This is a genomic window from Mycolicibacterium sp. P4_G11 (assembly GCF_056555145.1).
Window position 1 is genome coordinate 537,391 of the sequence record NZ_JBFUJW010000001.1, and the last position, 22,366, is coordinate 559,756.

A 22,366-nucleotide genomic window follows, 5' to 3' on the forward strand; every position below is an offset into this window, starting at 1 on the left:
AACCTTGCAGATCCATGCGCGAATTTGTCGGTGGTCTGCGCCACGATGTGACAGTGGCAGAACTCACCACGGTCCAGGCCCGTCGCATCGCCGTCGCCGCCCAGGGCCTTTACGAGCCCAAGCCGTCCGGTCCGGTAACCCGTGCGCACCTGAAACGTTTGATGTCCAGAATACAAGTGCTGCAATTGGATTCGGTGTCGGTCTGCGTACGGGCGCACTATGCGCCGGTGTTCAGCAGGCTGGGGGCATACGACCGGGACGCGCTCGACGCGCTGGCCTGGAGCCACAATGCGCGGTCACCGCGGCAGTTCATCGAATATTGGGCGCACGAGGCGGCGTTGCTGCCGGTCGACGACTGGCCGCTGCTGCGCTGGCGTATGCGCGAGTACACCCACGGTCGGTGGGGCACCGAAATCGTCAAGCGCAACGGCGACTTGGCCGAGAAGATCGTCGCCGCCATCGCCGAACTCGGGCCGTCGACCGCGGGCCAGATCGAGGCCCACCTCGAGGCCGAGCCGCGCGGTGCCAAAGGGCCGTGGTGGGGCCGCAGTGACACCAAGTGGGTGGCCGAGGCCCTGTGGTCGTCGGGTGTGCTCACCACCGCCACCCGAGTCGGCTTCGCCCGGCACTACGACCTGGTCGAACGGGTGCTGCCGGCGGAGGTGCTGGCCCGCGAGGTCTCCGACGACGAGGCGGTCCGGCAGTTGGTGCTCAAGGCGGCCGGGGCGCTGGGCGTGGGCACCGAGGCCGACATCCGCGACTATTTCCGGCTGGGTGCGCGCCAGGTGAAACCGGCGCTGGCGGCGCTGGTCGCCGAAGGCGAGTTGGAGGCCGTGACTGTCGACGGCACCCCGGCGTACCTGCGCGCCGGGCAGACGGTGCCGCGGCGCGACCGGGGGACGGCGCTACTGTGCCCGTTCGATCCGCTGATCTTCTTCCGGCCCCGCGTCGAGCGGCTGTTCGGCTTCCATTACCGGATCGAGATCTACACCCCGGCAGCCAAACGCCAATTCGGTTACTACGTCTGGCCTTTCCTGCTCGACGGCCAGCTCGTGGGGCGGGTCGACCTCAAACGCACGGCCGACGCGTTGCACGTCGTCGGTGCGTTCGCCGAAGACGGCCAGGACCGCACCCGGGTGGCCGCGGCGCTGGTTCCGGAGCTCAGGTCGATGGCGACATGGCTCGGGGTCGACGACGTGACCGTTGGGGAACGGGGCGACCTGGTGACCGAATTGGGCCGGAAGGTCTAGCTCGGCCTAGTTGGCCGCGTGGTACGCCTCGACGATGTCGGCCTTGATGCGGCCGCGGGAGGCGACGTCGTAGCCGTTCTGCTGCGCCCACTCGCGGATGGCGGTCAGCTCGTCCTTCGAGGTCAGGCCCTTGCCGGCGGCCTTCTTGCCGCGACCGCGGGACGCGCCTGCCTTGGCGGACCGGCTGCTCGGCTCTGCGGCCTTCGGGGTCCGGGTGCGACGGCCACCGACCCGGGTGGCGGCGTCCAGATACGGTGCCAAAGCCTTTTCGAATTTCGCCACGTTCGCAGCGGAAAGATCGATCTGGTAATCAACCCCACGGACTGAAAAGTTAATCCGTTCACCGGAGTCGTCGGTGATCTCAGTGCCGTTAATATCGTCCACAAGCTGGACGACAATGCGCTCGGCCACGAATGTTCTCCTTTTATCGGGGGTCGGCCGGAAGTGTAACGACAAAAGTTCACGATGGCACCCCCGACCTCTTGACCCCGGAAATCCGCGGTCGACTCGGATGTTTTTGAACGGCTATCCGGCTGTGCATCGAGAATTATCAATATGCGGTAATTACCACGGCGCCAAGATGATTCGGCACCGCACGGGATATTGGCGCCGTCAGTCCACGTCGTGGTGACAGACCACTTCCAGCATCATGCCGAACGGATCGAGCCAGAACATCGCGAAGTAGGGCGGCGGATATTGGGGGAACGGTTGTGGCCTGTGCAACACCTCGCCGCCGGTCCGCTGTACGAACCGATGGACGCGCTCGACCGCGGATCGGGTCTTGACCATAAAGGCGAGGTGTTGCAGCCCAGTGTGGTTCCGGGAGTAGTCACCGGGCTCGGCGGCCGGATAGAAAAACAGGAAGGTGCCATGTTTGCCGCCGGCCGGGCGAAAGGCGAACTGGTCGTCGGCGGCGACGAATGGCTCAAAACCTACCAATGGCATGAATTCGTCGTAGTAATTCTTCGCAGCCGCGAGATCGGGCACGTTGACGCCGAGATGGCCGAGCACGATCCGACACTAACGCCGGGTGCTAACCGGTAGCGTCCCGTTGCAATTCTTCGCCGAGCACGGGCACGCCGCGACCGCGCAACTTGTTGACCAAGAAGACCACCGTGCCGATGCCCAGCCACACCATGCCGCCGATCTTCGCCAGCGAATCCGCGTTGAACAGCACATAGCCGATGATCAAGAAGCCCAGCGTGGGCATGACGAGGTGCAGCAGATAGTTCTTCGACTTCAGGCGGCCGAGGTAATACCAGACGACGGATACATGCAGCAGGCAGAAAGCGAACAGCGCACCAAAGTTCACCAATGACGAGATCAGCGCTATCTGACCGACGAAGAACAGCACCAGCACCACGCTGATCGCGCTGACCACCAGGATCGCCGCGATCGGCACCTTGCGGGAACTGATGGTTGACAGGAACGCGGGCAACTGGCGGTCGCGGCTCATCGAATACAGCAGCCGGCTGGTCGCCGCTTGCGCGGCCATCGCATTGGCGAAGCCGACCGCCAGCACATTGACCACGAAGAACGCGTTCATCCATCCGGTACTGGATGCCGCTTCGACCAACTTGAAGAACGCGTTGCCCGCCTCGTCGTCGCTGAACGACGCACGACCGCCTGCCAGCAGGCTGGCCAGCCAGGTCTGGCCGATGAACAGGAAAGCCACGAGGAACAGCGCACCGATCATCGCCTTGCCCGCTGGATTGCGCTTACCCGTGGATTCCTCGGCGAGCGTCGAAATACCGTCGAAGCCAAGGAAACTCAGCACGGCGATCGACAGCGCCGCGGCTATCAACGGTGCACTGACGGTGTCCGGGTTCCAGATCGGTGTGGTGCTCCAATGCACGTTGGGCAACGAATCTCCGTTGATGGCACGCACCGCGATCACGACGAAGATCACCACGAAGACCAGTTCCAGTGCCAGGAACAACCGGTTCGCCATTTTCAGCGAGTTGATACCCAGCAGGTTGATCACGGTATTGACCAGAACGAACACGAGAGCCCACATCCATCGCTGCGTGCCCGGGAACAAGCCGATCATCGATTCGGCGGCCAACACGTAGAGCAGTGTCGGTATCAGCAGGTAGTCCAGCAGAATCGCCCAGCCGGCGAAAAAGCCTGCGCCAGGATGGATTCCGCGGCCGACATATGAGAACACCGATCCCGCAAGGGGAAAGGACTTGGCCATCTGCGCGTACGCCGTCGCGGTGAACACCATGGCGATGAGGCCGATGAGATACACCAGGGGCACCATGCCGCCGGCGCTGTTGTAAACGACGCCGAAGATCGTCCACGGCGCGATCGGGACCATGAACACCAACCCGTAGACGATGAGGTCGACGGTGGAGACGGACCGATTGAGTTCCTGTTTGTAGCCGAATGATTCGGGAGTGCGCTGAGCTTCGCCTGTGACGATGCGGGCGGTGGTGGCCATGGAGATCCTGTCGGGTCGGGGGATGGGGTCAGACCCGGGCGGCGGCGGCCAGATCGTGTTTGGCGAGGAAGGCGGCGACGACGGCGCGGAATTCCGTGGGTTGCTCGAGGTGTGAGCAGTGACTGGTGCCGGGGAATACGTGGCTTGTGGCGCCGTCGATGTCGTCGGCATACGGCTGCCACGCCGTGGGGGTGGCCTCGTCGAATTCGCCGGCGATCACCAGCGTCGGCGCGGTGACCGCGGGGAGCCGGTCGATGACGCTCCAGCCGCTCAGTGTTCCGACGACATGAAACTCGTTGGGGCCGTTCATCGTGTGGTAGACCGTCGGCTCTGCCTCCATCTGGTCGATGGTGTCGATCAGGTCTTGCGGCATGGGTACCAGCCGGCACAGGTGGCGCAGATAGAACACGTTCGTGGCCTCGAGGTACTCCGGATCGGTGACGGTGCCCGCCTCCTCGTGGCGGGTCAGCGCGGCCTGGATTTCCGGTGGCAATTGCGCACGCAGTTCCGCGCAACCGGCCATCCACAGCTCCATCGATGCGGGGGAGTTGCAGATCGCCAGCGACGCGAGCCCGGACGGTTGTCGCACCGCGATCTCCGCGCCCAACATGCCGCCCCACGACTGGCCCAGCAGGTGGTATTCGTCGATGCCGAGGGCGTTGCGCACTGTGTGGAATTCCTCGACGAACAGATCGGGGGTCCAGAACGTGGCGGGCGCATCGGGCAGGTGCGTGCTGTTGCCGCAGCCGAGCTGGTCGTAGTGGATGACCGTGCGACCGGTTTCGTCGGCCAATTCGGCGATGTTGCGCACGTAGTTGTGGGCCATGCCCGGCCCGCCGTGCAGAACGAACAACGGCAGCCGCGCCGGGTCCGGTGATTCGGGAGTGGTGATCTGGACCCAGGTCTCGTGTTCGCGGAAGGAAACCGTGCGGTGCGTGATTGGCATAGCGGCCAGCATGCGACTTCAATGGTCTCGTCACAAGACCATTCATCGAAACTTAACAATCCATGCCGATACTGTCTGAGACGAGGGAAGGGAGCCGATCCGGCGATGACACATGTCAACGGTGTGCCTGCTCCCGGCATACTCGATCGCGAGCTCGAGTCATCTTCGCGGGTCGACGAAATCACCGACCGGCTGGTGACCGCCCTCGCCATCGGCGAATACCTGCCCGGCGCCCGGCTCCCCGCCGAACGCGAGCTCGCCGCCTCTTTACGTGTCGGCCGGATGACGGTGCGCGCGGCGCTGGCCCGGCTGGTGGAGCGCGGTCTGGTGGAGACGCGGCGGGGTCGCGGCGGCGGTTCGTATGTGTTGCAGCAGTGGCCGGACTCGTCCACGGCGGCCGTGGCACGCACGCTGCGAATGCGGGTCGACGAGCTCCGCGACCGGTGCGACGCGATCTGCCGGATGCACGGTGCGGTGTGCCGGGCTGCGGCCGAATCGCGGACCGACGCTGACATCGGCGTCCTGCGGCAGCGCCTCGAGGACTACCGCCGCGCCGGCAGCGGCCTGGCCGCCCAGCAGGCTGACAGCGCGCTGCACCTGGCGATCATGGACGCCGCTCACAACATCGTCCTCAAACAGGTGCTGCTCGACCTGGAAGCGTCGATCAGTATCGGCGCCCCGGCTCACGTGTGGGGCGAGCCGGCCACCATGCGGCAAATGGAACAGCGGGCGCTCGGTGAGCACACGACGCTGGTCGACGCCATTGCGAACGGCCACGGAGATGACGCCGAGTCGCTGGCGCGAGCCCATGTGGCCATTGACTTCGAGAACATCTCGGCGGCGATGCGTCGTGCTGGAATGCTCGTCGACTGAGTTCACGGGCCGGCGCCGCCCACGGGGGAGCGGAGGGCGGCTGTCCGCCCGCGACCGGGTAATCTGACCCCCGTGACCACCACCGGAATCGACGTCAGCGCACGCCTGGGCACCGTGCTGACTGCCATGGTGACGCCGTTCGGCCCGGACGGCTCGCTTGATCTGACTGGCGCGAAGAAGGTGGCCAAGCATCTGGTCGATTCGGGTTGCGATGGTCTGGTCGTGTCCGGAACCACCGGGGAGTCGCCGACCACCACGGACGACGAGAAGGTCGCCCTGCTCGAGGCGGTTCTGGAAGAGGTCGGCGACCGCGCTCGTGTGATCGCGGGCGCCGGTAGCTACGACACCGCGCACAGCGTGCATCTGGCCAAGGCCTGTGCCGCGGCAGGCGCGCACGGCCTGCTGGTGGTGACCCCGTACTACTCGAGGCCGCCGCAGGCCGGTCTGTTCGCGCACTTCACCGCCGTCGCCGACGCCACCGAACTGCCGGTGATCCTCTATGACATCCCGCCGCGGTCGTCGATCCCGATCGAATGGGACACCATCCGCGCACTGGCGCCGCACCCGAACATCGTGGCCGTCAAGGACGCCAAGGGCGATCTCAACGGTGGTGCGGTGATCATGGCCGAGACCGGTCTGGCCTACTACTCCGGCGACGACGCGCTCAACCTGCCGTGGCTGGCGATGGGCGCCACCGGGTTCATCAGTGTGTGGGGCCACGTCGCCGCCGCCGAGCTGCGCGCGCTGTTGTCGGCGTTCAACTCCGGCGACATCGCCACCGCCCGCAAGATCCAGGTGGGTCTCAGCCCGCTGAGCGATGCGCAGAACCGGCTCGGGGGCGTCACGATGAGTAAAGAAGCGCTGCGGTTGCAGGGCTTGGACGTCGGAAACCCGCGGCTGCCGCAGGTACCCGCCACGGCCGACCAGCTCACTGCGCTCGCCGCGGACCTGCGCGCAGCGTCGGTGCTTGCGTGACCACACCCGATTACGCGCCGCCCGGCCCTTTGGAGCCGGGCGGCCTGCGTGTGACAGCACTGGGCGGCATCGGCGAAATCGGCCGCAACATGACCGTTTTCGAGCACCTGGGCCGGCTGCTCGTCATCGACTGCGGCGTGCTGTTCCCGACGCACGACGAGCCCGCCGTCGACCTGATCCTGCCGGACATTCGGCATATCGAGGGCCGGCTGGCCGACATCGAAGCGCTGGTCCTCACCCACGCGCACGAGGACCACATCGGCGCCATTCCGTATCTGTTGAAGATGCGGCCCGACCTCCCGGTCGTGGGGTCGCGGTTCACGCTGGCGCTGGTTGCTGCCAAGTGCCGTGAGCACCGGCTCAAGCCGAACATGCAGATCGTCGCCGAGGGGCAGCGCAGCACCCACGGGGTGTTCGAGTGCGAGTACTTCGCGGTCAACCACTCGATTCCCGATGCCCTGGCCATCGCCGTGCACACCGGTGCCGGCACGGTGCTGCACACCGGCGACATCAAGCTCGACCAGCTGCCGCCGGACGGCCGGCCCACCGACCTGCCCGGCATGTCCCGCCTCGGCGAGCAGGGCGTCGACCTGTTCCTGTGCGACTCGACCAACGCGGAGATTCCCGGGGTCAGTCCGTCGGAGAGCGAGGTCGGTCCCAACCTGCACCGGCTGATCCGCGGCGCGGACGGCCGCGTCATCGTGGCCTGCTTCGCCTCGAACGTCGACCGCGTGCAGCAGATCATCGACGCCGCGGTGGCCCTGGGCCGCAAGGTGTCGTTCGTCGGCCGCTCGATGGTCCGCAACATGGGCATCGCCAAGGAGCTCGGCTTCCTCAACGTCGCCGACGACGACGTCATCGACATCGGTGCCGCCGAACTGCTGCCGGCCGACCGGGTGGTGCTGATCACCACCGGCACCCAGGGCGAGCCCATGGCGGCGCTGTCCCGGATGTCCCGTGGTGAGCACCGCAGCATCACCCTGACCGCCGGTGACCTGATCATCCTGTCCAGCTCGCTGATCCCCGGCAACGAGGAAGCCGTCTACGGCGTGATCGACTCGCTGGCCAAGATCGGCGCCCGCGTCGTGACCAATCAGCAAGTGCGCGTGCATGTTTCCGGGCACGCCTTTGCCGGCGAGCTGCTGTTCCTGTACCGCGGCGTGCGGCCGCGCAACGTGATGCCGGTGCACGGCACCTGGCGTCATCTGCGGGCCAACGCCAAACTCGCGATCCGCACCGGCGTGCCGGAGGAGAACGTCGTGCTGGCCGAGAACGGCGTCAGCGTCGACCTGGTGGGCGGGCAGGCCCGGATCGCCGGCGCGGTGCCGGTCGGCAAGGTGTTCGTCGACGGTCTGGTACTCGGCGACGTCGGTGATGCCACCCTGGGCGAAAGGCTCACGCTGACTTCGGGTTTCATCGCGGTCACCGTCGTGCTCAGCCGCGAGACCGGTAAGCCGGTGGCTCCGGTGCACCTGCACTCGCGCGGTTTCTCCGAGGACCCGAAGGCCCTCGATCCGGCTACCGAGAAGGCGCAGGCCGCGCTGGAAACCCTGGTCTCCGAACAGGTCACCGACTCTGCACGCATCGCCCAGGCGGTGCGGCGGGCCGTCGGCAAGTGGGTCGGCGAGACCTATCGGCGCCAGCCGATGATCGTGCCGACCGTCCTCGAGATCTAGTCGCACGACGTTCGAGCGGCGGCTACGAGCGGGTTATCGGTTCGGCCGGCGTCCGCGGGGGGAAGGCGCATCTGCGTCGCGCCGGGCCACTAGACTCTGCCCGGTGTCTTTGCCGCGTCGGGGTCAGGCCTCCGAGCCCCGCGCACGCGGCCGTCCGGCCAAAGCCGGTTTGCGGGCCGCCCGGCGCAAAGAGATCGTGAGATCGGCCTACGCGGTGCTCGCCGATCGTGGCTACGACCAAACGACGATGTCGGATATCGCCCGCCACGCCAAGGTCGGGCAGGGCACCTTGTACCGGTACTACCCGAGCAAGCGGGACTTGCTGGACGATGTTTTCGATTACGCAGTCACCAAAGCTGCGCGGGCGCTACGCATCGGTTCGTTGGCCAGCCTGGACCTGACCGAATATCACCAGGCACTGGAACTGATCGCGGTGTTCGGGACCCGCTTGTTCGATCTGGTCGACGAAGACGCGGCGATTGTTCGGCTGCTCACGGTGGAAAGCAGTGCCATCGATCTCGAATTGAGGCTCCGGGTCAGTGGGCTCTTGTCGACGCTGGACGTCGCGTTCGCGCGGCTGTTCGAGGCGGCCAACCCCGACTACGCCTCGGCCGAACACCGTCCCACTTGGGCGTTGCTCGGGCGGATGGTGCTCGGATTGTCCGGCCCTGGGTTGTTGATGGCTATCCAAGGGGATGCGTCGGCCGAGTCGCGTGCGACGTTCCTGTCGTCGATCTCGGCTATCGCCGAACATGGATTGTTGACCGAGGAACCCACTGGTGAGCGAACCCGCGATGCCTGAGAGAGCCACCGAGCTGTACACGGCCGCCGTCGAATTGTTCATCGAGCGCGGATACCGCGACGTCGACGTCACTGATATCACCGCACGGTGCGGTGTCAGTCACGGCACGTTCTACAACTATTTCCGCAGTAAGCGCGACATCCTTGAGTCGATTCAGACTCGGATGGCCGAGGAACTCTCGGTCGCGCGCGCCCGCGCGCGCCCCCCGGCCACGTTCCGCTGCCGCACCGAGTACATCGCTGAGTTCACCGACCGGGTGCGCGGTGCCGTGACCTACATCGCGAAGAACCGGGAGATGGTCTCGTTCGCCGCGATCGCCGCGCCGGGCGTCGACGAGAAGGGCTATGAGGCGGTATTGGACGCCTACGACGGCTTCGGTGCGCAAGTGACGGCGTATCTGGAGGTGGGACGCCGGCAGGGGTGGATTCGCGACGATGTCGACGCGCGCATTGCCGGCCGGTCCGTGGTGTCGTGTGTGCTGATGGCGACGTTTCCGATGCTGGTCGGCGACGGCGCTGAAGTCGACCCCGAGCAGGTCGCGCGGGCGTGCGCGGCGTTTCTGCTCGGTGGGCTGCGCCGCGTTCTACCGGGCACCTGAACGCCATCGCGCGATATCACGTCCCATCGCGGTGGCGGGTTCGGTACCCAGGCCCCATTCCGAGGCGATGTCGCGCCAGCGGCCCCGCGCCTCGAGTGTGCCCAGCAGAGCGCACACGCTCATCTCGGTCCGGCGCGAGAACGCGTGCGCGCTGCGCATTTGCTGCTTGAAGATGCCCGACCGGAATTCAGACTGGGGCAGCATCGCCTGCGACAGTGACTTGTAGGCGACCTTGTCGGTGACCTGAACCAGTCCCGGGGTGAGATACCAACTGGCGACGGTCTGCATGTAGCTCAATGCCATGTCCGGTGGCATCGCCTCGGCGTCGACGATGAATCCCGCCGTGCGGGCGAGTCGGTGCGCAGTCTCGGCATCGCCGCGCATGACCGCGGCGAGCACCGACCGCTCGAGATCGACCTCGTTCCGGTCCATCTGGATGTACAGGCCGAAATCGACGAAACCGACCCGGTGGTCGGGCAGGCACAGAATGTTGCCTGGGTGCGGGTCGGCGCAGAATTCGCCGCTGGTGTAGATGTTCGCGCAATAGAAACGGAAGACCGCCTCGCCGATGTGGTCGCGCAGCGTCTGATCGATGTCATCGAGGTGGTGCAACTGGGTGCCGTCCAGGTACTCGGTCACCAAGATGCGCTCGGTGCACAACTCGTTGATCGGCTCGGGGATCACGAATACCGGGTGATCGCGATGAGCCTCGTAGACAGCGCGGTGGTTGGCCAGTTCCAAGCCGTAGTCGAGTTCTGCCGTGATCTGCCGGCTGACCTCGGCTACCACTGCGTTCAGTCCCCGGACCGGATATGCGTTTGCCCGTAGGCGAACCAGCAAGGCCAGGTTCTTCAGATCGGCGCGGACCGCACTACGCGCCCAGGGATATTGGACTTTGACGGCCACCTGACGTCCATCAGTCAGTATTGCGCGGTAGACCTGCCCCAGCGACGCCGTCGCCACCGGTTCAGGTTCGATGGTGTGTACCCGGTCGCGCAGTGCACCCCACTCGGTGTCCATCAACCGAAACATCACGGCGTTGTCGACGGCAGGGGCACGGCTGAACAACGGTGACAGCCGGCGGGAGAATTCGTCCCGACTTTGCGCCGAACTGAGGCCGAAGTTGAGCAGAGAAAGGAGCTGCCCGAGCTTCATCGCCGCGCCCTTCATGGTGCCGAGGGTGTCGGCGAGATCATCGGCCAAGCGCAGCATCTGTTCGTCGCGGGCCTGAGCCTTCTGCGCCTCGGACAAGAAGGGCTGGCGAATGGCGCTCGTTGTCCGGCGCGCCGCAAGCCGCGCGGCAACCTGCCCGACGCGAGCGCCGCGCGCCGCTCGATCGGTGGGTTGATCACCGGGTGTCATTGGAGGCCCCGCCTAGACATCGATGGATACGACGTCGAGTCGAATCCCTGGTAGTTGGTCTACTGGCCGCTCACCCCGGTTGGCAAGGGGACTCGTGGACCCGAGCAGGACCTCGCGGACGCCCGGTGGCAATGTGAGAAGCGCAATGGTCACCTCACGCACAAACTCGTTGCGGGCGAGCCGCAGCCAGTTCAATTCGCGTTCGAGGGCACGTGTGTAGGCCGAGTCGCCGCCGTTGAGGTACTCGGCGCGTACCCCGAAGAACTCGGCAAGCAGATGCACGGTTGCCGGTGACGGGCGGGTACGCACGCCGCTGCGCAGCTGTGACAGGTAAGGATCTGACAGGTCGTCGCCGCGACGAGCCAGCGCCTGGGTCACTTCGCTATTTCGGTACGGACCCCGCCCGGGTGGATAGCTGGCGGTGAAAAGACTGTTGAGCCGATCGGCAAACGCCGCTGTGTCCACCGCGGACTTCTGCGGACGTGTCTTGTTGTTCATGTCGTTCCCCCAATGTTGATGCAAGTTCTGACGCACTGAGCAGCTGCCTGAACTGAGTGCCTGGCGATGGCCGCTTGGGGGAGCGTTCTACGGGGCGTTGGCAGACTAGCAATATTCGCTACTTCGCCCCCCGTGATTCGACCAGCCCACCGGAGCGAATTTCGCTGAGAGTGATCATGAATGTGGGGTTGACACGTCAGTCCGATATATGCGACTCTCGCTGCGTAACGCGAAGTTTGGTCGACTTGGGGGAGTGACTGCCGGTCTTCGCAAGGGGAGGGGTGAGTTGGATGGTGGACCGTGGGGTGTTCACCACAGTGTCTAGCCCCTGGTCATGTGTTTGCTGTGATTGATCATGGCGACGCGCAGAGTTGACATGACCTGTTGCTGATTCGTCAGGGCCTCGCCGATTTCGTGGCATCGGGCCTGAAAAGCACATTGCAACCGGGGAACAGCTGCCGTGTCGGTGGCCACAAGGGGGTTTGGCTGTGGGGGCGACAACTAACAGATTGCTATGTGAGGCCGAGATTGCGCCTGACGGCAGCGTGGTGGTGATTGAAGACGTTGGCGCCAACGGTCTTTCGGGTGTCTACGTGCATCAGGATGTCGACGCCGATGGTGGTACCGCCCGCGCGCTGTGGGTGCACACGATGGATATCCACGAGTGCGACCTCGCCGGCAAGTTGGTGCGGGTAAGGGTGTACTCGGGCTCGGACAGTCGTGGGCTCGGCGTGCCGGCGTTCGACGGGCAGCTCGACATCGCCAGTGGGGTCATGGCCTTGGGGGATCGCCATAATCGCACTCGTCAATTGCTGTTCGGTACACCGAAAATCGTCCGGGTCAGCGTTTTTCTCGGCAGCGAGATCGAGACCATTCAGTTCGGCGATTCCGAGAGTCGTTATCCCGTGTCGGGTACAGGTGAAGTCAATGTGCTGCTGCATGGCGAAACCGGGTTCGTTCATGCGCTCGGATACCCGATGCCGCGGTGGAGCTGGCTTCAACGATTGCGCCGTCGAGGTCGCGACAGGACCCCGCGGACACACGTAGAGGGTCCGCCGGTGCCGACCCGCTGTGCCGGCGAAGAACCAGAGCCGGCCTGGCGTGGCGTCGCCCTGTGAACGGAGCTGGAGCCGAAGTCGGTCGCGGCATGCCAGTGCTGAATCGCAGTCGCGCGTACCCGCCACGCTTCGCCGCATTGCCGTTGAATTCTGCTGCAGTGCAACCAGTTCCGGCGGTACGTCCGCTCTACTGGTGGGCGCGGGCATTGCAGCAGCAAGGCTGTCTACTCCAGGCGGTGTCCTACAGCCCGAGCGACCCAGCGGCGGTGGTGACTGTGCGGCTGCCATCTCGCCGCGTGGTGCACGTCCGCTGCACTGGCGACGACCTGGCCGAGTCGACTGATCTGCCAAGTGTGCTCGCTGCGGCCATATGCCAGCTCAACAGTGGCGATTGGGCCGACGACACCAACCGTATGCTCGCGCTGTTGCAGAACCTGCGTCTGTTGATTCAGCCCCAGCCTGCGGCCCGAAACTCGGCGCACATTTCGGGCTTGATCAGCCAACCAGCCCGCCCGGTTCGGGTGGCGTACTGGTGGGCCGAGGCGCTGCAGGCCCGCGGCTGGCGCTTGTCAGCGCTGGGGGAGCCGATGGCGCGGAGCGGCTTCATTGCCGAAATCCCGGAAGGGCCGGGCCGATCCGTGTTGGCGATCTACCCGCGGGATATCCCTGACGACGGGACAGAGGCGAGCGCACTGGCGAATTCTCTGCAGCGACTCACTTTCGAGCAGCGGCGATACCTCGCACGGCTGATTTCTCATGCGGGCTAAAACGGCTGCCGATCGCTACGGACCGCGGCTGTTCGAAGGTGGCAATCGGCCGAAAGGTCGTCTGTGCCGCCACATTACGGGCCACGTCAGCGCTTGTTGACGAAGCCGGCATCCACTGGCAGCGTCACGCCGGTGATGTAGCGTCCGGCGTCCGACACCAGCCAGGCCACCGTGTTGGCGATGTCCTCGGCTTCGAGGACCTGCACCGGCAACGCGTTCGTCATGTCGGGGCCGGCTTTGGTCTCGGCGGTCAACTGGCTCAACCACTTCCGGGTGAAGTCGTTGTCGATCATCGGGGTGTCCACCCCGGCCGGATGGATCGAGTTGACCCGGATGTTCTGCGAGGCGAGCAGATTCGCGTACACCCGCATCAGGCCGACCATGCCGTGCTTGGCAGCGGCGTAGCCCACCGACCCGGCCATCGGCGAGGCCAGCCCGACCAGACCCGCGACGGAACTGATCAGCACGATCGAGCCGCCGTTGCCGGCCTTGACCATGGGCCGCATGGCCACGTCGAGGGTGTGGAAGACGCCGGTCAGGTTGACGTCGATGACGTCCTGCCACGCGTCTTCACCCGCCATGGGTGCGATGCCCGCATTGGCGATGACGATGTCCAGCCGGCCGCCGAGCTCCTCGACGCCGGCCTTGAGCGCGGACTTGAGGGCGTCGCGGTCGCGGACGTCGGCCTGGCCGGCGACGATCCGGGCCCCGTTCTCCTCGACCAGCTTGACCGTCGCGGCCAGATCGTCGGGAGTGGCCATGGGGTAGGGGACCGACGCGATCTGGTCGCACAGGTCGACGGCGATGATGTCGGCACCCATCGACGACAGTTTCACCGCATGCGCACGGCCCTGGCCACGGGCCGCACCGGTGATGAAGGCAACCTTGCCGCTCAGCTCACCCACGGTCACTTACCCCGCAGCTGGCCCTTGGCCGGATCGCCGGCGACGACGGGAGCGAGCATCTTGATGTCGGGTGCGCCGTCGAGGTGCTCGCCGATGGCGCCGAACAGCTTGCCGATCGCCGGGGCGGTGCTGTGGGTCTTGATGGCGTCCGCGTCGGCCCACTGCTCGACGAAGACGAAGGTGCCGCCGTCGGCCTCGTGCAGCGAGTAGAGCTCACAGCCCGGTTCCGCGTGGACGGCGTCGACCGCCTCGACGCACGCGGCGCGGACCTGATCGACGGACTCGGGCTTGGCCTTCATGGTGGCGACGACAACGACGGGCATGAACGAACTCCTCGATAGATAGCTGAACTAGACAGGTGTCCACGTTAGCTCGGAGCTCTGGGCGGGTGTGACGTGGCTCCCACGGGTAGTTGACCAGCAGATATGCGGCCGAGCTCGTGACCTAAGCGTTACGTGTGTGGCAGATGGTGCAGATGGGGAGAATGCGACTAGGCTGGCAGCCATGGCGAGTAAGACCGCAACGAGCTCAGCTAACCGGGCAAAGGCCGGGTCGGCGAATCGTGGCGCAGCCGGTTCGGGGGCGCGTTCATCGAAGTCAGGCAGTGCAAAGTCGAGCCGGCCGGCACGTCCGCCGGCCCCGAAATCGCCCGCCCGTAAGCCGGCCCGCAAACCGGCACCCCATCCATCTCCGGTCGCTACCGCCGGTGCTGCAGTGGGTCGTGGCGCCCGCGCGGGCTGGTTGATGCTCGCGAAGGGCGCTGGAACCACCGCCCGCAGCGTCGGCCGCGCCCGGGAACTCGAGCCCGGACACCGCCGCGACGGCATCGCGCTGGCGCTGCTGGGCGTCGCGTTCTTGCTCGCGGCGAGCTCCTGGTTCGACGCGGCCCGGCCGGTCGGTGCGTGGATCGACTACGGCGTCCGCACGGTCATCGGATCCGCGGTCGTGGTGCTGCCGGTCCTGCTGCTGGCGCTGGCCGTCACGCTGATGCGGACCCATCCGAACCCCGACGCGCGCCCGCGGCTGATCCTCGGCGCCGCCATGATCGGGCTGCCGGTGCTGGGCCTGTGGCACGTCTGGGCCGGTGCGCCCACCGAGCCGGGGGAGCGCCGCGGCGCTGCCGGGTTCGCCGGCTTCGTCATCGGCGGGCCGCTGTCCGACGGGCTCACCGTCTGGATCGCCACCCCGTTGCTCATCATGGGCGTGCTGTTCGGCCTGTTGCTGGTCACCGGCACGACCATCCGGGAACTGCCGGACACGTTGCGCTACATGTTCTCCGGTCGCCTGCACGGCGACCACGACGACGAGTACGACGCTCCGGCCGGCTATGTCGACGATTTCGCCGATGACTTCGCCGACGGCTACTACGACGACCCGACCTATTCGCGGGACGAGCCCGAAGCCTGGCCCGGTTCGGACCAGACCACCGCGGCCATGACGCGGCCGCTGGGCCGCACGCCGATGGACAATTACCCGGTCGAGCCCGCGGCCGACGAGGCGCCGATCGTGCCCGAGCCGGCGGCCAAGCCGTCGCGCCGCCGCAAGGCCCAGAACGTCGCGGACCCGGTGCCCACCAAGGCCAAGGCTCTGGAACAGGCCGCCGACAAGAACAAGGACGACGGCCTGACGCTCGACCGCGTCATCGAGGGCGACTACACGCTGCCCCCGCTGGAGCTGCTGGCCGACGGCGACCCGCCGAAGCGGGTCGGCCGCGACAACGACCGCATCATGAACGCGATCACCGAAGTGATGCAGCAGTTCAAGATCGACGCCACCGTCGTCGGTTTCCAGCGCGGCCCGACCGTCACCCGGTACGAGATCGAACTCGGGCCCGGTGTGCGCGTCGAGCGGTTCACCCAGCTGCAGCGCAACCTCGCCTACGCGGTGGCCAACGAGCACATCCGCCTGTTGGCGCCGATCCCCGGCAAGTCCGCGGTCGGTGTCGAGGTCCCCAACAGCGACCGGGAGATGGTGCGGCTCAAGGACGTGCTGAACGCACCGTCCACCCGCAAGGATCACCACCCGATGGTGTTCGGCATCGGCAAGGACGTCGAAGGCCACTTCATCAGCTACAACCTGGCCAAGATGCCGCACCTGCTGGTGGCCGGCTCCACCGGTTCGGGTAAGTCGAGCTTCATCAACTCGATGCTGGTGTCGCTGCTGCAGCGGGCCACGCCGGACGAGGTCCGGATGATCCTGGTCGACCCGAAGATGGTGGAATTCCCGCCGTACCAAGGGATTCCGCACCTCATCACGCCCGTGATCATCGACCCGAAGAAGGCCGCCGCCGCGCTGGCCTGGCTGGTCGAGGAGATGGAGCAGCGCTACCAGGACATGAGCGCCAGCGGTGTCCGGCACATCGACGACTTCAACAAGAAGGTTCGCTCGGGCGAGATCACCGCGCCGCTGGGCAGCGAGCGGGTCTACAAGACCTACCCGTACATCCTGTGCGTCGTCGACGAGCTGGCCGACCTGATGATGCAGGCCCCGCGCGACGTCGAGGACGCGATCGTCCGCATCACCCAGAAGGCCCGCGCCGCGGGCATCCACCTGGTGCTGGCGACCCAGCAGCCGGTGGTCTCGGTGGTCACCGGTCTTATCAAGGCAAATGTGCCGTCCCGCATGGCATTCGGCGTGACCAACGCGACCAACTCGCGCGTCATCCTCGACCAGATCGGCGCCGAGAAGCTCACCGGTAAGGGTGACGCACTGTTCCAGCCGTCGGAAGCGCCCAAGCCCATCCGGGTGCAGGGCGCCTACGTCAGCGACGACGAAATCCAGGCCGTCGTCGCCTTCACCAAACAGCAGGCCCAGCCCGAGTTCATCGACGGCGTCACGGTCAAGACCGTCGAGAAGCGCGATATCGACAGTGACATCGGCGACGACATGGACGTCTTCCTGCAGGCCGTGGAACTGGTCGTGTCGAGCCAGTTCGGGTCGACCTCGATGCTGCAGCGCAAGCTGCGGGTCGGGTTCGCCAAGGCCGGCCGCCTCATGGACCTGATGGAGACGCGCGGCATCGTCGGACCGTCCGAGGGCTCCAAGGCCCGCGAGGTCCTGGTCAAGCCCGACGAACTGGCCGGCACCCTGATGCTGATCCAGGGCGGCTCCGATGCCAACGGATCGACGGGTGACGACCCCGGGTTCTGACCGGTGTTACGAGGATCACACCACTGCGGGCCGACGGTGCGGATAACACCGACGATTGGTGGCAGGCGGCGCCGACTGTGGGAGGCTGGTCTCCTAAGGAGGCTTTGCCGTGGTTGACATTTCGCCTGCCGAAGAGCTCGATGCAGAGTTCGAATCCGGTGGTCGCAGCTGGCCCGCGCTGACGGCGTTCACCGACTTGGGATTCCGGAAATCGACGGCGCAGCATGTGGTTCCGCTGTTGTACGGGCTCGTCATCGCCGGTGCGGTGGTCCTGTATCTGGCGGGCGCCGTGGTGGCGTTCGAGCTGTCTGCGTTGCTCGGCGTGTTCTGGCTGTTTCTTGCCGGCCCGGTCACCTGCGTGGCGATCGTGCTGGTGGCGCGGGTGGTCCTGGAGTCGCTGAGTTCGTTCATGGCGATGGGCCAGCAGGTCGACGAGCTCAACGAGCTGGTTCTGGAGATCGCCGAGCTGATGATCGGGGTGTCCGACAAGATCGACGTGATCCCGACGCTGCCGTCGTTCGGCCGTGGCGGGCGGTCCCGCCGGAGGGCCGCGATCATGGACATGCGGGACCGGATCGTCGCGCGCCGGGCCGCCTTGACCGACACCGCCGACTAGCGGCTGTTCAGCACGTCTCGTACCGGCGGCCGCCTCACAGCGTGACCAGCATCCGGGTGTTGCCCAGGGTGTTCGGCTTGACGTAGGACAGGTCCAGGAACTCCGCCACACCGGTGTCGTACGACCGGCACATCTCCTCGTACACCTCGGCGGTGACGGGCGTGCCCTCGATCTCCACGAAGCCGTGCTTGCTGAAGAAGTCGATCTCGAAGGTCAGCACGAAGACGCGCTGCAGCTCCAGCTCCCGGGCCACGTCGAGCAGCCGTGCCACCACCGCGTGCCCGACGCCCATGCCGCGCACCTTGGGGTGGGCCGCGACGGTGCGTACCTCGCCGAGGTCGGCCCACAGCACGTGCAATGCGCCACAGCCGACGATCTCGCCATCGAGGTCGGCCACCCAGAATTCCTGGACCGCCTCGTAGAGGGTCACCAGGTTCTTCTCGAGCAGGATCTTTCCCGCGTAGATGTCGACGAGGGCCTTGATACCGGGGACGTCGGACGTCCGGGCGCGGCGAACCACCAGCCCTGTGGTGGTGGGTTTCGGTGCGTCGCTCACACGTGGAGGGTATCGGCTGCGTATCGCCCGGTAGGTGACCGGATATCCTGTGTCGGTGACAGGCCAGTCAGATACCGATCCGCGCGCCTCGCGTGCCGGCGTGGCGAACATCGCCAATCTGCTGACCGGCCTGCGCATCGTGCTGGTGCCGGTGTTCCTGGCGGCCCTGTTCGCCGGCGATGGGCACGAAACCCGTTGGCGGATTGCGGCTTTCGTCGTGTTCGCGGTTGCCGTCATCACCGATCGGTTCGACGGCGAGATCGCCCGCAGCTTCGACATGGTCACCGAGTTCGGCAAGCTGGCCGACCCCATTGCGGACAAGGCCCTGATCGGGGCCGCGCTGATCGGGCTGTCGATGCTCGGCGACCTGCCCTGGTGGATCACGGTTGTGATCCTGACCCGTGAGCTTGCGGTGACACTGTTGCGCTTCGCGGTGATCCGGCGCGGCGTCATCCCCGCCAGCCGCGGCGGCAAGCTCAAGACGCTGGTGCAGGCGGTGGCGATCGGTTTGTTCGTCCTGCCACTGCATGCCTGGCCCGCCCCGTGGCTGACCGCTGCCTGGGTCTTCATGTGGGCCGCGGTGGTGCTGACCGTGCTGACGGGCATCGACTACGTCGTCTCCGCGTTTCGTCGCCCCTGAATCGCCGCATCGGGAACCAAAGCGGTGCGTCGCCGCGTTGGTGCCTACAAGACCGTGTAGAACGGGTGGTCCGGCCGGGCTGCGCGGCTGTTACTCAGGCTGAAGGGGAAACGCGATGACGACATTGTTGCGTGAGGTGATCGGCGACGTGCTGCGCCAGGCCCGTACCGGTCAGGGACGCACACTGCGCGAGGTGTCCGACGGTGCCCGGGTGAGCCTGGGCTACCTGTCCGAGGTGGAGCGGGGCCGCAAGGAACCGTCGAGCGAACTGCTCGGTGCCATCTGCGGTGCCCTGGAGGTGCCGCTGTCGCAGGTGCTGGCCGATGCCGCCGAGCAGATGCTGCACACCGAGCGCGCCGAGGTCGACCGCACGGTGGCCAACATCGACGTCGCGACCAAGGTTGTCATCCCGCAGCATCTCGCCATGGCCGTGGCCTGAGCGCTGTCGAACTCGCCGCGCCGCAATAGTGCATGCGGGCTGCGTCCGGCTGTCCATACCTACTAGGTTGGCTGTAGACGCGCTGCCACCTACGCGGCCGGCAACCTGATAACCGATCCCGAATCACGAACGACACGAAGGCGGACCGATCTCATGGCCAATCCCTTTGTCAAAGCCTGGAAGTACCTCATGGCGCTGTTCAGCTCCAAGGTCGACGAGTACGCCGACCCGAAGGTCCAGATTCAGCAGGCGATCGAAGAGGCCCAGCGCCAGCACCAGGGCCTGACGCAGCAGGCGGCCTCGGTCATCGGCAACCAGCGTCAGCTCGAGATGCGCCTGAACCGGCAGCTCGCCGACATCGAGAAGCTGCAGGCCAACGTCCGCCAGGCCCTGACCCTGGCCGACCAGGCCACTGGCGCCGGTGACGTCGCCAAGGCCACCGAGTACAACAACGCCGCCGAGGCCTTCGCGGCCCAGCTGGTGACCGCCGAGCAGAGCGTCGAGGACCTCAAGGCGCTGCACGACCAGTCGCTGCAGGCCGCCACCCAGGCCAAGAAGGCCGTCGAGCAGAACGCCATGGTGCTGCAGCAGAAGATCGCCGAGCGCACCAAGCTGCTGTCGCAGCTCGAGCAGGCCAAGATGCAGGAGCAGGTCAGCGCCTCGCTGCGCTCCATGACCGAGATCGCCGCGCCGGGCAACACCCCGAGCCTCGACGAGGTGCGCGACAAGATCGAGCGTCGCTACGCCAACGCCATGGGTTCGGCCGAGCTGGCTCAGAACTCGGTGCAGGGCCGCATGATGGAGGTCCAGCAGGCCAGCGTGCAGATGGCCGGGCATTCGCGCCTGGAGCAGATCCGTGCCTCGATGCAGGGCAACTCCCTGCCGTCCGGCGGTGCCGCAGCGCCTGCCACTCCCGCAGCTCCGGCAGCCAACCCGGCGCCGGAGAACCCGCTGTCGCAGTAAATTTCGAGATGTGAGGGGGCAGCGGTGAACGCCCAGTCGTCCGGCCGCCCAGGGGAGACCCGGGGCTGGCAGGCGGTCCTGCAACGCAGCATCGACACCGCTGCCGAATTGTCCGGCCTGGTGGCCCAGCGCCTCGGTGCGGCCGCCGACCCGCGCGCCAGGCTGCTGCGCAAGCGGCGCTGGGCGCTGCGGCTGGGCTGGCTGTTCGCCGGCGCCAGCGCCTTCTGGATCGGGTTGACGGCGCTGCTGGCCGCGTGGAGCACCCCGTTCTGGGTGCTGATCATCACCGGCCCCATCGCCGGTGGTGCCGCGTTCCTGGCCACCCTGTGCTTCCTGCGTTACCGATGGCTGCGCCGCGAACCGCTGCCGCCGGCGCGGACCTCGCGGCTGCTGCCGCCCAGGGGCTCGGCGGCGCGCCGTCCGATGGAGACGCTGGCGTCGGCCGAGCGCGGGTTGTACGCATTGCTGAGCGTCATCCAGCGGGGCCAGTTGCTGCCCGCCGCCGAGATCGCCGAAGTGACCGCCGCGGCCAACGTGTCGGCCGCGGCGCTGGCCGGTACGGCCGGGGAAGTGGTCGCGATGGAACGGGCGGCCGGTTCGGTGCCGCAGTCCCGCGGGCATCTGGCGCCGACCATCAAGTCCTACACCGCCCAGCTCGATGCGGGCGTGCGGCAGTACGCCGACATCGCCACCGCGGCAGCGCAATTGGTGTCAGCGGCGAACAGCGGTGCGGGGTCGGCGCGGTCGATGTCCGAGCAGCGTTACCGCAGTGAACTCGTCGCGGCGACCGACCGGCTCAGCGCCTGGGCGCAGGCCTTCGATGAACTCGGACGCCTGCGCCACGCCTGACGGTCAGATCGTGGTGGAGCTGCCGGAACCGTCATCGGACCGGCGGCCGTACCGTTCCTCGTAGGCCGCGTGAATGTGGGCGTTCTTCTGGCGCAGCGACTCTTCGAGCAGCTTCGGGTCGATGCCGTGCTTGACCAGCATGTGGCGGCGCCAGATCTTGTTCAGCGCGTGCGAGAAGTAGATCACCGGAATCAGGATGGGCACCGTCGCGCTGAGCCTGATGATCAGGTCCGAGCCGCCCGTGATGCCGAGCAGCTCGGGCAGGAACCAGATCGGGATCAGGATCAGGAACGCCGGGACGAACATGCGGATGACCACCCGCAGCGTCGCGCCCTGGCCGATGAGATCTTCGGTCACCCAGGCCCGCATCGAGTCGGGCAGCCGGCCGCCGTAGCTGTACTTGATGTACTGCCAGGCGCTGGGCTTCGGGCGATTCTCGTTGGCCATGGTGGCCGATTTTACCGGTGGCTACATAGTCGGCCGCAGGGCCGGGATGGCGGCGCCGAGCAGACCGCGCACCGTGGCCTTGACCATGTCGAACATGTCGAAGTAGTCGCGCCACAGCGTGATCCGGCCGTCGTGCACCTCGAACACGCCGCACACCCAGAACTGCAGGCGCACGGGCCCGATGACCAGTGCATCGGTGCGCTCGTTGAGCACGGTGGAACCCTCTCCGACGAGGCGGTGGAACTTCACCTCGAAACTGACCGGGCTCTTCTTCATGGGGCGGAACAGCTTCATGGCGCGGGCGCGGCCGCGGATGGTCGGCAGGCCGACGTTCTCGTAGACGAGGTTGTCGTCGAGCAGGCTGTCCGCCGTCTCCATGTCCTCGGCCTGCAGGGCGTAGAGGAACGTTTCGACGATCTCGGCATTGGTCTGGGTCACTGCCGGTGTGGTCTGTGTCATACGTCCACCGTAGCCGCGCGACGATCAAGCGGCGAGGGACGAGCCGCGTTGAGGAGTGCGGCCATCAGGCCCAGTGCGCCTGCCCGGCGGTGCC

The 22,366-nt window shown here is 66.4% G+C and carries 25 protein-coding genes; 14 read left to right on the forward strand and 11 right to left on the reverse strand.

Annotation, left to right across the window (positions count from 1 at the left end):
- Positions 1-14: 14 nt before the first annotated feature.
- Entirely contained in the window at positions 15-1,250 is a 1,236-nt protein-coding gene (locus AC1U2B_RS02590) for a winged helix-turn-helix domain-containing protein (RefSeq protein ID WP_480215554.1), read from the forward strand.
- Between the two features lie 6 nt (positions 1,251-1,256).
- Here AC1U2B_RS02590 and AC1U2B_RS02595 read toward each other — a convergent pair whose 3' ends face one another.
- From AC1U2B_RS02595 to AC1U2B_RS02610, 4 genes are all read right to left on the reverse strand, one after another.
- Entirely contained in the window at positions 1,257-1,661 is a 405-nt protein-coding gene (locus AC1U2B_RS02595; protein ID WP_480215555.1) for a histone-like nucleoid-structuring protein Lsr2, read from the reverse strand.
- 201 nt (positions 1,662-1,862) lie between these two features.
- Positions 1,863-2,261, reverse strand: a complete 399-nt coding sequence (locus tag AC1U2B_RS02600) for a VOC family protein (RefSeq protein WP_480215556.1) — start codon at positions 2,259-2,261, stop codon at positions 1,863-1,865.
- Between the two features lie 22 nt (positions 2,262-2,283).
- Complete coding sequence (locus tag AC1U2B_RS02605; RefSeq protein ID WP_480215557.1) at positions 2,284-3,693, reverse strand: APC family permease; 1,410 nt, start codon at positions 3,691-3,693, stop codon at positions 2,284-2,286.
- Positions 3,694-3,721: 28 nt separating this feature from the next.
- Entirely contained in the window at positions 3,722-4,639 is a 918-nt protein-coding gene (locus tag AC1U2B_RS02610) for a proline iminopeptidase-family hydrolase (RefSeq protein WP_480215558.1), read from the reverse strand.
- A gap of 105 nt (positions 4,640-4,744) precedes the next feature.
- On the opposite strand from AC1U2B_RS02610, the gene AC1U2B_RS02615 reads away from it, so the two are divergent.
- From AC1U2B_RS02615 to AC1U2B_RS02635, 5 genes are all read left to right on the forward strand, one after another.
- The gene (locus AC1U2B_RS02615; protein ID WP_480215559.1) at positions 4,745-5,512 is read left to right on the forward strand and encodes a FadR/GntR family transcriptional regulator; all 768 of its coding nucleotides are present in this window, start codon (positions 4,745-4,747) and stop codon (positions 5,510-5,512) included.
- 126 nt (positions 5,513-5,638) lie between these two features.
- On the forward strand, positions 5,639-6,487 hold the full coding sequence (gene dapA, locus AC1U2B_RS02620) for a 4-hydroxy-tetrahydrodipicolinate synthase (protein WP_260939805.1): 849 nt from the start codon (positions 5,639-5,641) through the stop codon (positions 6,485-6,487).
- Positions 6,484-8,163, forward strand: a complete 1,680-nt coding sequence (locus AC1U2B_RS02625; protein WP_480215560.1) for a ribonuclease J — start codon at positions 6,484-6,486, stop codon at positions 8,161-8,163. Before dapA ends, AC1U2B_RS02625 begins: the two co-directional genes overlap by 4 nt.
- Positions 8,164-8,266: 103 nt before the next feature.
- Complete coding sequence (locus AC1U2B_RS02630) at positions 8,267-8,965, forward strand: TetR/AcrR family transcriptional regulator (protein WP_480215561.1); 699 nt, start codon at positions 8,267-8,269, stop codon at positions 8,963-8,965.
- Positions 8,958-9,563: a TetR/AcrR family transcriptional regulator gene (locus AC1U2B_RS02635; protein WP_480215562.1), complete on the forward strand. Its 606-nt coding sequence runs from the start codon at positions 8,958-8,960 to the stop codon at positions 9,561-9,563. Before AC1U2B_RS02630 ends, AC1U2B_RS02635 begins: the two co-directional genes overlap by 8 nt.
- On the opposite strand, the gene AC1U2B_RS02640 is transcribed toward AC1U2B_RS02635, so the two are convergent.
- Complete coding sequence (locus tag AC1U2B_RS02640) at positions 9,549-10,925, reverse strand: ABC1 kinase family protein (RefSeq protein WP_480215563.1); 1,377 nt, start codon at positions 10,923-10,925, stop codon at positions 9,549-9,551. The two genes, AC1U2B_RS02635 and AC1U2B_RS02640, sit on opposite strands and share 15 nt — an antisense overlap.
- A gap of 12 nt (positions 10,926-10,937) precedes the next feature.
- A complete protein-coding gene (locus AC1U2B_RS02645; RefSeq protein ID WP_480215564.1) occupies positions 10,938-11,423 on the reverse strand; it encodes a helix-turn-helix domain-containing protein in 486 nt (161 codons plus the stop codon).
- A gap of 488 nt (positions 11,424-11,911) precedes the next feature.
- Here AC1U2B_RS02645 and AC1U2B_RS02650 point away from each other — a divergent pair, with 488 nt between their 5' ends.
- Together AC1U2B_RS02650 and AC1U2B_RS02655 are read left to right on the forward strand one after the other, a co-directional pair.
- Positions 11,912-12,541, forward strand: a complete 630-nt coding sequence (locus tag AC1U2B_RS02650; protein WP_480215565.1) for a hypothetical protein — start codon at positions 11,912-11,914, stop codon at positions 12,539-12,541.
- 236 nt (positions 12,542-12,777) lie between these two features.
- On the forward strand, positions 12,778-13,248 hold the full coding sequence (locus AC1U2B_RS02655; RefSeq protein WP_480215566.1) for a hypothetical protein: 471 nt from the start codon (positions 12,778-12,780) through the stop codon (positions 13,246-13,248).
- A gap of 86 nt (positions 13,249-13,334) precedes the next feature.
- Here the strand turns inward: AC1U2B_RS02655 and AC1U2B_RS02660 are convergent, their stop codons facing one another.
- Positions 13,335-14,153: a mycofactocin-coupled SDR family oxidoreductase gene (locus AC1U2B_RS02660; protein ID WP_480215567.1), complete on the reverse strand. Its 819-nt coding sequence runs from the start codon at positions 14,151-14,153 to the stop codon at positions 13,335-13,337.
- Positions 14,154-14,155: 2 nt separating this feature from the next.
- Positions 14,156-14,476, reverse strand: coding sequence for a putative quinol monooxygenase (locus tag AC1U2B_RS02665; RefSeq protein ID WP_480215568.1), 321 nt, complete (start codon positions 14,474-14,476; stop codon positions 14,156-14,158).
- A gap of 181 nt (positions 14,477-14,657) precedes the next feature.
- Here AC1U2B_RS02665 and AC1U2B_RS02670 point away from each other — a divergent pair, with 181 nt between their 5' ends.
- On the forward strand, positions 14,658-17,303 hold the full coding sequence (locus AC1U2B_RS02670) for a DNA translocase FtsK (RefSeq protein WP_480215569.1): 2,646 nt from the start codon (positions 14,658-14,660) through the stop codon (positions 17,301-17,303).
- Positions 17,304-17,412: 109 nt separating this feature from the next.
- Entirely contained in the window at positions 17,413-17,919 is a 507-nt protein-coding gene (locus AC1U2B_RS02675) for a DUF4282 domain-containing protein (RefSeq protein WP_480215570.1), read from the forward strand.
- Positions 17,920-17,953: 34 nt separating this feature from the next.
- On the opposite strand, the gene AC1U2B_RS02680 is transcribed toward AC1U2B_RS02675, so the two are convergent.
- Positions 17,954-18,475 (reverse strand): amino-acid N-acetyltransferase, encoded by a 522-nt coding sequence (locus AC1U2B_RS02680; protein WP_043988194.1) that lies wholly within the window; start codon positions 18,473-18,475, stop codon positions 17,954-17,956.
- 55 nt (positions 18,476-18,530) lie between these two features.
- On the opposite strand from AC1U2B_RS02680, the gene pgsA reads away from it, so the two are divergent.
- The 4 genes from pgsA to pspM all read left to right on the forward strand — a co-directional run bounded on the left by pgsA (position 18,531) and on the right by pspM (position 21,366).
- The gene (gene pgsA, locus AC1U2B_RS02685; RefSeq protein ID WP_043394027.1) at positions 18,531-19,115 is read left to right on the forward strand and encodes a CDP-diacylglycerol--glycerol-3-phosphate 3-phosphatidyltransferase; all 585 of its coding nucleotides are present in this window, start codon (positions 18,531-18,533) and stop codon (positions 19,113-19,115) included.
- A gap of 115 nt (positions 19,116-19,230) precedes the next feature.
- Positions 19,231-19,554, forward strand: a complete 324-nt coding sequence (gene clgR, locus AC1U2B_RS02690; protein WP_480215571.1) for a transcriptional regulator ClgR — start codon at positions 19,231-19,233, stop codon at positions 19,552-19,554.
- Between the two features lie 153 nt (positions 19,555-19,707).
- On the forward strand, positions 19,708-20,517 hold the full coding sequence (gene pspA / locus AC1U2B_RS02695) for a phage shock protein PspA (protein WP_020101883.1): 810 nt from the start codon (positions 19,708-19,710) through the stop codon (positions 20,515-20,517).
- 24 nt (positions 20,518-20,541) lie between these two features.
- Positions 20,542-21,366 carry a phage shock envelope stress response protein PspM gene (pspM, locus tag AC1U2B_RS02700; RefSeq protein ID WP_480215572.1) on the forward strand — a complete coding sequence of 275 codons (825 nt, stop codon included), beginning with the start codon at positions 20,542-20,544 and terminating at the stop codon, positions 21,364-21,366.
- A gap of 3 nt (positions 21,367-21,369) precedes the next feature.
- On the opposite strand, the gene AC1U2B_RS02705 is transcribed toward pspM, so the two are convergent.
- Both AC1U2B_RS02705 and AC1U2B_RS02710 read right to left on the reverse strand, forming a co-directional pair.
- The gene (locus AC1U2B_RS02705) at positions 21,370-21,813 is read right to left on the reverse strand and encodes a DUF5313 domain-containing protein (RefSeq protein WP_260939424.1); all 444 of its coding nucleotides are present in this window, start codon (positions 21,811-21,813) and stop codon (positions 21,370-21,372) included.
- Positions 21,814-21,834: 21 nt separating this feature from the next.
- Positions 21,835-22,272, reverse strand: coding sequence for a limonene-1,2-epoxide hydrolase family protein (locus tag AC1U2B_RS02710; RefSeq protein WP_480215573.1), 438 nt, complete (start codon positions 22,270-22,272; stop codon positions 21,835-21,837).
- Positions 22,273-22,366: the final 94 nt, after the last annotated feature.

Excerpts from the sequence above, each read along its gene's own strand:
- AC1U2B_RS02590 (WP_480215554.1), top strand. The coding sequence starts at position 15 with ATGCGCGAATTTGTCGGTGGTCTGCGCCACGATGTGACAGTGGCAGAA.
- AC1U2B_RS02605 (WP_480215557.1), bottom strand. The coding sequence starts at position 3,693 with ATGGCCACCACCGCCCGCATCGTCACAGGCGAAGCTCAGCGCACTCCC.
- AC1U2B_RS02610 (WP_480215558.1), bottom strand. The coding sequence starts at position 4,639 with ATGCCAATCACGCACCGCACGGTTTCCTTCCGCGAACACGAGACCTGG.
- AC1U2B_RS02615 (WP_480215559.1), top strand. The coding sequence starts at position 4,745 with ATGACACATGTCAACGGTGTGCCTGCTCCCGGCATACTCGATCGCGAG.
- dapA (WP_260939805.1), top strand. The coding sequence starts at position 5,639 with ATGGTGACGCCGTTCGGCCCGGACGGCTCGCTTGATCTGACTGGCGCG.
- AC1U2B_RS02635 (WP_480215562.1), top strand. The coding sequence starts at position 8,958 with ATGCCTGAGAGAGCCACCGAGCTGTACACGGCCGCCGTCGAATTGTTC.
- AC1U2B_RS02640 (WP_480215563.1), bottom strand. The coding sequence starts at position 10,925 with ATGACACCCGGTGATCAACCCACCGATCGAGCGGCGCGCGGCGCTCGC.
- AC1U2B_RS02645 (WP_480215564.1), bottom strand. The coding sequence starts at position 11,423 with ATGAACAACAAGACACGTCCGCAGAAGTCCGCGGTGGACACAGCGGCG.
- AC1U2B_RS02665 (WP_480215568.1), bottom strand. The coding sequence starts at position 14,476 with ATGCCCGTCGTTGTCGTCGCCACCATGAAGGCCAAGCCCGAGTCCGTC.
- AC1U2B_RS02670 (WP_480215569.1), top strand. The coding sequence starts at position 14,658 with ATGGCGAGTAAGACCGCAACGAGCTCAGCTAACCGGGCAAAGGCCGGG.
- clgR (WP_480215571.1), top strand. The coding sequence starts at position 19,231 with ATGACGACATTGTTGCGTGAGGTGATCGGCGACGTGCTGCGCCAGGCC.
- pspA (WP_020101883.1), top strand. The coding sequence starts at position 19,708 with ATGGCCAATCCCTTTGTCAAAGCCTGGAAGTACCTCATGGCGCTGTTC.
- AC1U2B_RS02705 (WP_260939424.1), bottom strand. The coding sequence starts at position 21,813 with ATGGCCAACGAGAATCGCCCGAAGCCCAGCGCCTGGCAGTACATCAAG.
- AC1U2B_RS02710 (WP_480215573.1), bottom strand. The coding sequence starts at position 22,272 with ATGACACAGACCACACCGGCAGTGACCCAGACCAATGCCGAGATCGTC.